The sequence below is a fragment of the Pseudomonas sp. LBUM1657 genome (assembly GCF_059716075.1).
In genome coordinates, this window is sequence record NZ_CP166799.1 from 5,590,234 (window position 1) to 5,602,054 (window position 11,821).

General features: G+C 59.0%; 12 protein-coding genes. 6 read left to right on the top strand and 6 right to left on the bottom strand.

The window, feature by feature from the left end; genetic code table 11:
- Positions 1–11: 11 nt before the first annotated feature.
- Both ACA055_RS25845 and ACA055_RS25850 read right to left on the bottom strand, forming a co-directional pair.
- A complete protein-coding gene (locus tag ACA055_RS25845; protein WP_497681171.1) occupies positions 12–563 on the bottom strand; it encodes a DJ-1 family glyoxalase III in 552 nt (183 codons plus the stop codon).
- 67 nt (positions 564–630) lie between these two features.
- Positions 631–1,086: a DUF4879 domain-containing protein gene (locus ACA055_RS25850; protein ID WP_497681172.1), complete on the bottom strand. Its 456-nt coding sequence runs from the start codon at positions 1,084–1,086 to the stop codon at positions 631–633.
- Positions 1,087–1,299: 213 nt separating this feature from the next.
- On the opposite strand from ACA055_RS25850, the gene ACA055_RS25855 reads away from it, so the two are divergent.
- The gene (locus tag ACA055_RS25855; RefSeq protein WP_497681173.1) at positions 1,300–2,595 is read left to right on the top strand and encodes an NCS2 family permease; all 1,296 of its coding nucleotides are present in this window, start codon (positions 1,300–1,302) and stop codon (positions 2,593–2,595) included.
- A complete protein-coding gene (gene trmA / locus ACA055_RS25860; RefSeq protein ID WP_497681174.1) occupies positions 2,592–3,671 on the top strand; it encodes a tRNA (uridine(54)-C5)-methyltransferase TrmA in 1,080 nt (359 codons plus the stop codon). Before ACA055_RS25855 ends, trmA begins: the two co-directional genes overlap by 4 nt.
- A gap of 54 nt (positions 3,672–3,725) precedes the next feature.
- On the opposite strand, the gene ACA055_RS25865 is transcribed toward trmA, so the two are convergent.
- Both ACA055_RS25865 and ACA055_RS25870 read right to left on the bottom strand, forming a co-directional pair.
- Positions 3,726–4,172, bottom strand: coding sequence for a DUF2442 domain-containing protein (locus ACA055_RS25865; RefSeq protein ID WP_497681175.1), 447 nt, complete (start codon positions 4,170–4,172; stop codon positions 3,726–3,728).
- Positions 4,169–4,597 carry a DUF4160 domain-containing protein gene (locus ACA055_RS25870; protein WP_497681176.1) on the bottom strand — a complete coding sequence of 143 codons (429 nt, stop codon included), beginning with the start codon at positions 4,595–4,597 and terminating at the stop codon, positions 4,169–4,171. The genes ACA055_RS25865 and ACA055_RS25870 overlap by 4 nt, the downstream gene beginning before the upstream one ends.
- Positions 4,598–4,874: 277 nt before the next feature.
- Here ACA055_RS25870 and ACA055_RS25875 point away from each other — a divergent pair, with 277 nt between their 5' ends.
- The 3 genes from ACA055_RS25875 (at position 4,875) to ACA055_RS25885 (ending at position 7,226) form a co-directional block, all read left to right on the top strand.
- Positions 4,875–5,795, top strand: coding sequence for a LysR family transcriptional regulator (locus tag ACA055_RS25875; RefSeq protein ID WP_497681177.1), 921 nt, complete (start codon positions 4,875–4,877; stop codon positions 5,793–5,795).
- Positions 5,796–5,925: 130 nt separating this feature from the next.
- The gene (aroQ, locus tag ACA055_RS25880; RefSeq protein WP_497681178.1) at positions 5,926–6,366 is read left to right on the top strand and encodes a type II 3-dehydroquinate dehydratase; all 441 of its coding nucleotides are present in this window, start codon (positions 5,926–5,928) and stop codon (positions 6,364–6,366) included.
- 5 nt (positions 6,367–6,371) lie between these two features.
- Positions 6,372–7,226: a shikimate dehydrogenase gene (locus ACA055_RS25885; protein ID WP_497681179.1), complete on the top strand. Its 855-nt coding sequence runs from the start codon at positions 6,372–6,374 to the stop codon at positions 7,224–7,226.
- A gap of 75 nt (positions 7,227–7,301) precedes the next feature.
- Here ACA055_RS25885 and ACA055_RS25890 read toward each other — a convergent pair whose 3' ends face one another.
- Positions 7,302–7,979, bottom strand: coding sequence for a TetR/AcrR family transcriptional regulator (locus ACA055_RS25890; RefSeq protein ID WP_497681180.1), 678 nt, complete (start codon positions 7,977–7,979; stop codon positions 7,302–7,304).
- A gap of 102 nt (positions 7,980–8,081) precedes the next feature.
- Positions 8,082–9,983 carry a 3-dehydroshikimate dehydratase QuiC gene (gene quiC, locus ACA055_RS25895; RefSeq protein ID WP_497681181.1) on the bottom strand — a complete coding sequence of 634 codons (1,902 nt, stop codon included), beginning with the start codon at positions 9,981–9,983 and terminating at the stop codon, positions 8,082–8,084.
- 501 nt (positions 9,984–10,484) lie between these two features.
- Here quiC and ACA055_RS25900 point away from each other — a divergent pair.
- On the top strand, positions 10,485–11,819 hold the full coding sequence (locus tag ACA055_RS25900) for an MFS transporter (protein ID WP_497681182.1): 1,335 nt from the start codon (positions 10,485–10,487) through the stop codon (positions 11,817–11,819).
- The last annotated feature ends 2 nt before the right edge of the window (positions 11,820–11,821 follow it).

Consider the following 11,821-nt stretch of genomic DNA (forward strand, 5'->3'; position numbering starts at 1 on the left):
CCTGACACCCACTAAACCACCATCTCCCCCGCCACCGCCGTGCGCGTGGCTTTGCCGCAAAGCTGTTCCACCAGCGTCAGGGCAAATTCCAGCGCGGCGCCTGAGCCCTGAGCGGTGACGCAGTTGCCATCGACCACCACCGGCTTATCGACGAAGTTGCAGCCCGACAGTTGATGGCTGGCCGAGGGCAGGCAAGTCATGCGTCGTTGACGCAGTACGCCAAAGGCTTGCAGCGCCAGCGCCGGGGCCTCAGCGATACCGGCGAACAGGCGCCCCGCCGCGGCTTGATCCTTGATCAATTGCTCCAGAGGTTGATGGGCTGCCAGGTGCTGCGCCCCCACGGCGCCGCCAGGCAGGACGATCAGGTCGAACGGCTGCGCCAGCAAATCCACCAGCATCGCATCGGCCGTCACGCGGGTGCCGCGGGCACAGGTAAGCATGCGTCGCGCTTCGATACTGGCCACCACCACTTCAACGTTGGCGCGGCGCAGCACATCGATCAGGGTCACTGTTTGCAGGTCGTCGATGCCCTCGGCGAGGGTAATCAGGGCTCTAAAGGTCATGGGCACAGTCCACAGGAGAATCTTTAAAGCGTAGTCAGCTTTCCTGCCCCTTGTTCGAGCCCGGCCGTTACTTGATGTAAAGCTGCGTCGACATGGTGTTGCCAGGTGCATTGATCGAGGTGTTGCTGAAGGTGAAGGTGCCTTCCTGCTTTCCGGCCAGATCGAAGACATACAAATAGCCGACGACTTTCGTCACCTGGGTGCAGTCGGTCAGGTTGCCGTTATTGAACGCGCAGACCTTGGACCGGGTTCCGTCCACTTCAAAACCGTCTAGCGCGACATGGGGCTGGCGACCATAACCGACTTCCAGTACGTAGACCTTGATGCTCGGTCCGCTGTGATTGCAGCGCGTCTGCGCCTGACCGTCGGCAATACTTTCAAAGCCACAGCCCGGCGACTCGACCTTGAGCACCTTCACCTCGCTCAACGGTGGCGCCGATGCCGCCAAGGCAATTGGCGCGCCCAGGGTCAAGGCCGTCGAAAACCCGAATGCGGCAACCAGGTGCTTTTTCATGCAATACATACCTCCCCCCAAAACGAGCGCGCAGTATGGCTCACTTGGCTTGACGGCAAAACATCGACGACGATCGCAGCCATAAGCAGCCACAACCCCACGCTGCTGGTATGATGCGCGGCTTTTTCCGACCCACAGAAATTACCAGGCGCCTGCAGCGGTCTGTGCTTTGCTGTTGAGGTCGATACATTCACGGCGCACTGCGCGCCACGGGGAGCAGACATGCTGGAAAGGCTGTTTCAACTCAAGGCACACAACACCAACGTGCGAACCGAGATTCTTGCGGGCGTCACGACCTTCCTGGCCATGGCCTACATTCTGTTCGTCAACCCGAGCATCCTCGGCGAGACCGGCATGGACAAGGGTGCGGTGTTCGTCGCGACCTGTCTGGCAGCCGCCATCGGCTCCGCGGTGATGGGCCTGATCGCCAACTACCCGATCGCCCTCGCGCCGGGCATGGGCCTGAACGCCTTCTTCACCTACACCGTGGTCCTGAACATGGGCCATACCTGGCAAGTGGCGCTGGGTGCGGTGTTCATTTCGGCGGTGCTGTTCTTCCTGCTGTCGATCTTCCGCATCCGTGAATGGATCATCAACAGCATCCCGCTGCCCCTGCGTTCGGCGATTGCCGCCGGTATCGGCCTGTTCCTGGCACTGATTGCCCTGCACAACGCCGGTATCGTGGTCAGCAACCCGGCGACCATGGTTGGCCTCGGTGACCTCAAGCAACCGGCGCCGATCCTCGCGACCCTCGGTTTCGCCCTCATCGTCGCCCTCGAAGCCCTGAAGATTCGCGGTGCGGTGCTGATCGGCATTCTGGTGGTGACCATCGCCTCCATCATGCTGGGCTTCACCCCGTTCGGTGGCGTGATGTCGATGCCGCCGTCCCTGGCGCCGACCTTCCTGCAACTGGACATCAAGGGCGCACTGGATATCGGCCTGGTCAGTGTGATTTTCGCCTTCCTGTTCGTCGACCTGTTCGACAACTCCGGCACCCTGATCGGCGTCGCCAAGCGTGCCGGCCTGATGGGCAAGGATGGTCACATGCCGAAAATGGGCCGCGCCCTGATCGCGGACAGTACCGCGGCGATGGCCGGCTCGCTGCTGGGCACCTCGACCACCACCAGCTACATCGAATCCGCAGCCGGCGTGAGTGCCGGTGGCCGCACGGGTTTGACCGCCATCGTGGTCGCGATTCTGTTTCTGCTGGCACTGTTCTTCTCGCCATTGGCGGCCAGCGTTCCAGCATTTGCCACCGCACCGGCACTGCTGTTCGTCGCAGTACTGATGACTTCCGGCCTGGCCGAAATAGACTGGGACGACATCACCGTTGCCGCACCGGTCGTGGTCACTGCCCTGGCCATGCCGTTCACTTATTCCATCGCCAACGGCATCGCCTTCGGCTTCATTTCCTGGACCGCAATCAAGCTGCTGTCCGGCCGCGGCCGTGAGCTGAACTCGGCTCTGGTGATTCTGTCGATTCTGTTCGTGATCAAGTTGGGTTGGTTCAACGCATGACTTTTGATACCCAGGCTTACGCCGTACAACTCGAAGAAAAGGTCACGCGCCTGCGTGATCTGTTGGCCCCGTTCGATGCGCCAGAACCGGCGGTATTCGACTCGCCGCTGAAAAATTTCCGTCTGCGTGCCGAATTCCGCCTGTGGCGCGAAGCCGGCGAACGTCACTACGCGATGTTTTCCCAGGAAGATAAACGCACGCCGATTTTGATCGAAGAGTTTCCGATCGCCAGCCTGCGCATCAATCAGTTGATGCCGCAGCTCAAAGCGGCATGGCAAGCCAGTGCAGCGCTAAGCCACAAGCTGTTTCAGGTGGAGTTCCTGACCACCCTGGCCGGCGATGCGATGATCACGCTGTGCTATCACCGTCCGCTGGACGAGCACTGGCACGCGGCCGCATCGAAACTGGCCGCCGACCTGAACGTCAGCATCATCGGTCGCTCCAAGGGCAAACGCGAAGTGATCGGTCACGATTACGTGGTCGAGAAACTGGAAGTCGGCGGTCGCACCTTCAGCTACCGCCAGCCGGAAGGCGCGTTCACCCAGCCCAATGGCACCGTGAATCAGAAGATGCTCAACTGGGCCTATGATTCACTGGGTGATCGTTCCGACGATTTGCTGGAGCTGTATTGCGGCAACGGCAACTTCACCCTGCCGCTAGCAACCCGCGTGCGCAAAGTGCTGGCCACCGAAATCAGCAAGACGTCAGTCAACGCGGCGCTGAGCAACCTCAGCGAAAACGCTGTGGATAATGTCACGCTGGTGCGTTTGTCTGCCGAGGAGTTGACCGAAGCCTTGAACGAAGTTCGCCCGTTCCGTCGCCTGCACGGCATCGACCTCAAGAGCTACGAGTTCGGTAGCGTCTTTGTCGACCCGCCTCGCGCCGGCATGGACCCGGACACCTGCGAGCTGACCCGTCGCTTCGACAACATTCTCTATATTTCCTGCAACCCGGAAACCCTGGCAGCCAACATCGCCCAACTGCACGACACCCACCGCATCACCCGGTGTGCGATGTTCGACCAGTTCCCGTGGACGCATCACATGGAATCCGGAGTGTTGTTGACCCGACGTTGATTGCAGTCGACCGATACAAAACAGCCGTCAGTACGACGGCTTTTTTATGGGTGCTCAAACGGTGATATCTGTCTTGCGCGGACGCCCGCCCTTACGGCCATTCGCTCGTGCAGCCTCGGCTTTGGCTGCGCTGCTTTGGCGGCCATTGCGCGAGGCGATGACGGAGGCGGCCATGTCCATCAGCGGCTTGCTCGCCGAAATCATCCCGGCGATGGACACCTGTAGATCCTTGTCCTCACGGCATAGGGCGGTCCCGGAAAAGCCGACTTTCAGGTCTGCGAAATCCTCGACGTCGAAATCATCGAATTCCGGATAGTGCTGCACAGGCAGCAACACGCCACTGCCATCAATGAAACTGACCGCCAGACACGGTTCCAAAAAACTCACCGAAGTCGCCTGCAAACCGCTTTTGTGACGCACGTGTCCACGCTGGATGGCTTCATCCAGCACTGCTTCGGTTACGGGCCGATCCACCAACATTTTTGCTGTTATTGTTTTCATAGTTCGATCTCCACGCCCTCCGGAACGCCCATGAGCGCCAGCAGGGTCTTGTTCGTTTCGGGCTCATAGCAAGCCGAGCCAATCATGGAGGTCGTACTGGCGACCCTGTTTACCACCACGACTTCGCTGGCCTGCCAGTCCCATATCTGATGATCGAGACAGACCGTGTGCAGCTTGTCCCACCAGATGGCCCGTGCGCGACGCAAGTGGGCGGGTTGTCTGAGCGAGTGACGCAATCCTTCCAGCACTTCGACAGGTGGGTGGAGTGAATGAGGCACCACATCCCACAGCTCGACACTGTTGTGCCAAAAGCTGAATTTGAAGCGCGCACTCCAGGTTCCGGCGTCTACGTGTGCGTGCGGCGGGCAGTGTTCATCGCGCAACATGATCACCATTGAAAGCCCTTTGTAGCTGAATAACTTCATGCCAACCCATCCGTTAGGTTAATGAGCCAAAAGACTCGTCTTTCCTTGAAAAATCGATAACTGGTGCTGATCGCTTTATCAGGCATCCGCTTCTGGAGCCTAGCGTTCCGAGTCGACCCGGACCTGTCGATTGCGGCGAAAAAGAGTAAGCAATCCTTTCATCCCTGCACAAAAAAGCCGTCACGCTGACGGCTGTTTTTAACTCACTGTATTTGTGCGCAGGTATTTGATAAACACAGCATCAGGTACTTCATTTATCCCCTCGGTGTAATCAATCATGCAGCGACAATTCGACGATCTTCAGCTGGGCAGCATCGAACTGTTTTGTCTGGCCGCCGAGGCCGGGAGTTTTACTGCTGCCGCTTTGGTGGCTGGCGTGACGCCCGCCGCCGTGAGTCGTTCGGTGTCGAGGATGGAAGAACGCCTGGGTGTGCGGTTGTTTGCGCGCACCACTCGTAGCGTCAAACTGACCGACAGTGGTCGTCGGTATTACGAGGAATGTCGCCAGGCCCTGGCGCAACTGGTCGAAGCCCAGCGGGAAGTCATGGGCCAGCAGCAAGTGCCGTCCGGTACCTTGCGCATCAGTATTCCGACGACTTATGCCCACCATCGCATCCTGCCGTTGCTACCGGCGTTTCGGGCACGCTTTCCATCGGTGAAAGTCGAGTCGCACATCAGCAATCGCAACATCGATTTCGTTGGCGAAGGCTATGACATGGCTATTCGCGTGCGCGCCATTCCGGACTCCGGTCTGATCGCCCGACACCTTGAAGACGCTGCATTGGTCATGGTAGCCAGCCCCGATTACCTGAAGCGCGCTGGCGTTCCGCAGAACCTGGACGACCTCGAACAACACGAATGCATTCAATACGAACTGCCCAGCAGCGGCCGACGGATTGCCTGGTTGTTCAATGACAACGGCGTACCGCGGGAGATTCTTGCCGAGGGCAGCTTCAGCTGTTCCGATGACGTGCTGGGGGGCGTGACCCTGGCCAAACATGGCGCGGGGTTGTTTCAGACCTATCGCTTCATTGTCGAAAACGAACTGGCCGATGGCTCGCTGGTGGAAGTGCTCAAGCCTTTTGGCGGGCGGTCTCGGCCGTTCACACTGCTCTACCCGCAAAGTCGCCATGTACCGCTTCGGCTGCGGGCGTTTATCGATTTTCTGGTCGAGCATTTGCCACGCAAATCATCGTGACCGTTCGATCACCGCACACAAATAATCGGTGCCGCGCCTCTTCAATTGACCAAACTAACCATCTAGTACAATTTATCTCCACAGGCCGAAACTCTTGGCCAATGCCAAAAATAATAAGTGGAGAGACTCGATGCCCCCTATCGTTCTGGTGCTCAACGGCCCCAATTTGAATCTGCTCGGTACCCGTGAACCGGCCACTTACGGCCACGAAACCCTGGCAGACATTTCGGCGTTGTGCGGACGTGCCGCCGAAGAGTTCGGCCTGACGGTGGAGTTTCGCCAGACCAACCATGAAGGCGAATTACTCGACTGGATTCACGCCGCCCGCGGTCGTTGCGCCGGGATCGTCATCAATCCAGCCGCCTGGACACACACCTCGGTGGCGATTCGCGATGCCCTGGTCGCCAGCGAATTGCCGGTGATCGAAGTCCATCTGTCCAACGTCCACGCCCGCGAACCTTTCCGGCACCGCTCCTTCGTCTCGGCCATCGCCACTGCGGTAATGGCCGGCTTCGGCAGCCACGGCTATCGCCTGGCGCTGGAACATTTCAGTCAACGTTTGAAGGGGTGAATGCCATGACCCAGAACACCGTGGTTTTGGCCGGGCTGATCGGCGCCGGCATCCAGGCTTCCCGCACCCCGGCGCTGCACGAGCACGAAGGCGATGCTCAGGGGGTGCGTTACCTCTATCGCTTAATCGACCTGGACCAGTTGAAACTCGACAGCAGCGCCCTGCCCGACTTGTTGATGGCCGCCGAACGCATGAACTTCACCGGCCTGAACATCACCTTCCCGTGCAAACAGACGATCATCCCGCTGCTCGACGAATTGTCGCCGGAAGCCCGCGGCATCGGCGCGGTGAACACGGTGGTGCTGAAGGACGGCAAACGCATAGGCCACAACACCGATTGCCTGGGGTTTGCCGAAGGTTTTCGCCGTGGCTTGAAGGGCGCGGCCCTTGAGCGCGTCGTCCAGATGGGCGCAGGTGGTGCAGGTGCGGCGGTGGCCCACGCGTTATTGAGCGAAGGCGTACAGCTGCTGAGCATTTTCGATGTGGATAACAGCCGTGCCCAAGCGTTGGCGAACAACCTCAACCAGCATTTTGGCTTCGGCCGGGCCGTTGCCGGTCATGACTTGACGAGCACATTGGCCGAGGCTGATGGCCTGGTGAACACCACGCCCATGGGCATGAAAAAACTGCCGGGCATGCCGGTGCCGGTGGAGTTGCTGCGTGCCGAGTTGTGGGTAGCAGAGATTGTTTACTTCCCGCTGGAAACCGAACTGCTGCGCAACGCCCGTGCCTTGGGTTGTCGGACGCTGGATGGCGGCAACATGGCGGTGTTTCAGGCGGTGAAGGCGTTTGAATTGTTCAGCGGGGTGGTGCCGGATGCCCAGCGGATGCTGGCGCATTTTCAGAGCATGGATGGCTGAAAAAAAGCTTCGCGAGCAGCCCGCTCCCACAGGATCTGTAGTGTCCTTGTGGGAGCGGGCTTGCTCGCGAATGCGTCAGGCCTGCAAATACCGCAACACCGACTCGCAAATCATCTCTCGATGACGCTGCTTGATGCCTTCGTCCGGCAAGTCGATCTGAAAAATCTCACCGAAGGTATGGCGGTTCGACACGCGATAGAAGCAGAACGAACTGATCAGCAAGTGCACATCCAACGGCTCAAGCCCCGCACGGAATACACCTTCCTCGGCACCGCGACGCAGGATCACGCCGAGTGAGTCAAGAATCGTGTTGTTCATCGCTTTGATCGCATCGGAACGCTTCACATATTCGGCGTTATGAATGTTCTCGATGCTGACGATGCGCACGAAATCGACGTTGCGATCATGGTGATCGAAGGTGAATTCCACCAACCGTCGAATCGCCTCCACGGGCGCCAGTTCGGCCAGGTGCAGGCGGTTTTCGGTGCTGCGGATATCGCCGTAGAGCTTCTCCAACACCTCGATGTAGAGCTGTTCCTTACTGCCGAAGTAGTAATAGATCATGCGTTTCGAGGTGTGGATGCGCTCGGCGATTGCATCGACGCGGGCGCCGGAAAGCCCCTGCTGGACGAACTCTACAATGGCCTCTTGAAGAATGTTCTCGCGGGTCTTTTCCGGGTTGTTCTTGCGACTCTTGCGCGGCTCGACGATTGGCTCGTCAGGCGTTATGGAGAGTTCTGAAGTCATCGTCATTGCGGGCTCACGGCCATCACTGCACAGGCTGGCGATTATGGGCCGCGCCGCACAGTGAAGGAAGCCGCGCGGCAGCGGATTAACCTCGTGTTTACGATTTTCCTACAACTTTGCCTGACGTACGGCACCACTTCGCGATTTGGCCATCGCCGCCAATCGCACCGCCACATTGGCCGCGCCGTAACCGGCATAACCATTCTTGCGTTGGATGATTTCAAAGAAAAATCGCCCTTCGAACGGCTCGGTGTACACGTGGAACAGCTCACCGCCCTGGGCATCGCGGTCATACAGCACGTTGAAATAGGCCAGCTCGCTGAGGAATTCGTCATCGAAATCGAAGCGCGCCGCCAGGTCATCGTAGTAGTTGAGCGGAATATCCAACAGCGGCACGCCCGCCTCTTTCGCGCGACTGACTTCGGCAAAGATGTCGTCGCAATCAAATGCGATGTGATGCACGCCAGAGCCGCGATAACTCGACAGTGCGTGTGAGATGGCGGTGTTGCGGTTCTCGGAAATGTTCAGCGGCAAGCGAATCGAACTGCAACGGCTGCGCAACGCTCGGCTCTTCACCAAACCGTATGGATCGGGTAGCACCACTTCGTCGTCGGCCTCGAAATCCAGCAGGCTTTTATAGAACAGCACCCAACTGTCGAGGCTGTCGGCCGGCAACGCCATGGCCATGTGGTCGATGCGCTTGAGGCCACCACTGACCACGGCCGTCGATTGCAGGTTGAAATCGGTGCCGTAGACGTCGGCCTCCTGGTCCACCAGGTAAATCAGGCTGCCATCCGGCGCACGAACGGCGGCGAGTTCCAGTTCATTGGGGCCGACCAGCCCGCGATACGGCTGGCCTTTGTAAGCCACCGCCCGAGCCAGCGCACTGGCGCTGTCCTTGACTCGCACCGCCGTGGCGCACAGTGAAGGACCGTGAGCTTCGAAAAAACTGTGGGCGAACGAATAAGGTTCAGAGTTGAGGATCAGGTTGATATCGCCTTGGCGCAGCAGGCTGACGCTTTTGGAGCGATGCTGGCCAGCCTTGACGAAACCCAGCCGCTCCAGCCAATGGGAAAGCTTGGCGCCGAGGCTTTCGTCCACCGCGAATTCGAGAAACTCGATGCCGTTGTATTCGCTGGCCTTGGGCGTTTCGAACAGAATATCGCCAGTGGCCGACGGCTTGGCTTCCTGCGCCAGACGCTCGCGGGTTTTCTCTTCCAGGTACAGCAACGAACGCAAACCATCGGCGGCGTTGGCGCGAGGCGGTGCGGCGCGGAAGCCATCGTTGAAGATCTCCAGCGACAACGGACCGGTGTAGCCGCTCTTGATGATCGGCGCGAGGAACCCCGGCAAATCGAATTCGCCCTGACCCGGGAAGCAGCGAAAATGCCGGCTCCACTCCAGCACGTCCATGGCCAGGATCGGCGCATCGGCCATTTGCACAAAGAAGATCTTATCGCCGGGAATCTCCGCGATGGCGCTCGGATCGCCCTTGAGCGACAGGGTGTGAAAGCTGTCCAGCAACACGCCGAGACTTGGATGATCCGCTTGCCGGACGATGTTCCACACCTGTTGATAAGTGTTGACGTGCCGGCCCCAGGCCAGCGCTTCGTAACCGATCCGCAAACCACGAGCCCCGGCGTGTTCGGCCAGCAGGCGCAAGTCGTCGACAAGGATTTGTTCATCACCGATGGAGTCGGCCGAGGCATTGCTGCACACCAGCACCAGATCGGTGCCCAGTTCCTGCATCAAGTCGAACTTGCGCTCGGCCCGCTCCAGGTTACGCGGCAGGCGGTCGCGGCGGCAGCCTTCGAAATCCCGGAACGGTTGAAACAGTGTGATAGCGATCCCGAGATCGGCGCACATCTGTTTAATTTCCCGCGGACTGCCGTCGTAGTAGAGAAGGTCGTTCTCGAAAATCTCTACGCCGTCAAAACCGGCGGCGGCGATGGCTTCGAGTTTTTCCGGCAGGGTACCGCTCAAGGACACGGTGGCAATGGAACGCTGCATATTTCGACTCCCGGTGGAGGCTTCCGGCTACAGGGAATTTGCGCCGCTTTTAAAAGAATGAGCGGATTATTGAGCTGGCTTCCCTATTGAGCAATTTAAAGTGTACTACCCGGTTAGTTTTGCGTGCGATTATCGAACACAATGGCCGTTGGCGAATTGACGATTTTTCGTCCACTGCGCAACATCGACAACACATTGGGTCCGGTCTTAAACAACCGGTCCCGGTTACCAAAGACCCTGAACACCACATAAAAATTTCAAAAAACGGGTAAACGCTCATGCGCTCATTCAACGCCTTGCTCGCTGCAACCACCGTCATTACGCCTTGCCTGGCGTCCATCCGAACCTTGCGCACCGCCGGCACTTCCGTGCCGCTCGCTGAATAACCCGTCAGCCGACGAAATCAGTCGATCAATCCTTCAGCGCACAACGCACCGATTGATCACGCGCCCTTGAAGTCCCGACGAGCTTCGCTTGTCAGTCATTGAACGGATGGCACAGATGATTCCTTCTCAAAGCTCACGCATGGCTCCGGCCATAGGCACCACCGGCGGCATCGGCGACAAGATCCGCGGCGCCATGGCCGTCGGCAAAACCCGTTGGGGCATGCTGGCGCTGGTGTTTTTCGCCACCACCCTGAACTACATCGACCGCGCCGCACTGGGCGTGATGCAGCCGATCCTGGCCAAGGAAATGAGCTGGACGGCGATGGACTACGCCAATATCAACTTCTGGTTCCAGGTCGGCTACGCCATCGGCTTCGTGTTGCAAGGCCGGTTGATCGATCGGGTCGGCGTGAAACGCGTGTTCTTCTGCGCCGTGCTGCTTTGGAGCCTGGCGACCGGTGCCCATGGCCTGGCCACTTCGGCGGTCGGATTCATGGTTTGCCGCTTCATTCTTGGTCTGACCGAAGCCGCCAACTACCCGGCCTGTGTGAAAACCACCCGTTTGTGGTTTCCCGCCGGTGAACGCGCCGTGGCCACTGGCATCTTCAACGCCGGGACCAACGTCGGTGCGATGTTCACGCCGATGCTGCTGCCGCTGATCCTCCACGTGTGGGGCTGGCAAGCTGCGTTCCTGTGCATGGCGTCGCTGGGCGGAATCTGGTTGGTGTTCTGGGGTTTGAAGTACTTCAACCCGGAAGATCACCCGAGCGTTAAACAATCGGAACTGGACTACATCCAGAAGGAAGTTGAACCGGAACAATCCCGCGTACCGTTCTCGAAAATCCTGCGCATGCGTGGCACCTGGGCCTTCGCCCTCGCCTACTCGCTGACCGCGCCGGTGTTCTGGTTCTACCTCTATTGGCTGCCGCCGTTTCTCAATCAGCAATACAACCTGGGGATCAACGTGACCCAGATGGGCATTCCGCTGATCATCATCTACCTGACCGCCGACTTCGGCAGCGTCGGTGGCGGGATTCTGTCCTCGTTCCTGATCGGTCGCGGGGTCAACCCGATCAAGGCGCGCCTGATGTCCATGTTCCTGTTCGCCTGCTGCATCATCGGCGTGATCATGGCCGCGGGTTCCAGCAATCTGTGGGTTGCAGTGGCCGCCATCTCCCTGGCCATCGGTGCACACCAGGCCTGGACCGCGAACATCTGGAGCCTGGTGATGGACTACACGCCCAAGCACATGATGAGTACGGTATTCGGCTTCGGCGGGATGTGCGCAGCGATTGGCGGGATGTTCATGACCCAGTTGGTCGGCCACATTCTGACAATCACCAACAACAACTACACCGTGCTGTTCACGATGATTCCGGCGATGTACTTCATCGCGCTGATCTGGATGTACTTCATGGCACCGCGCAAGATTCCTACCGTCACCGACTAATG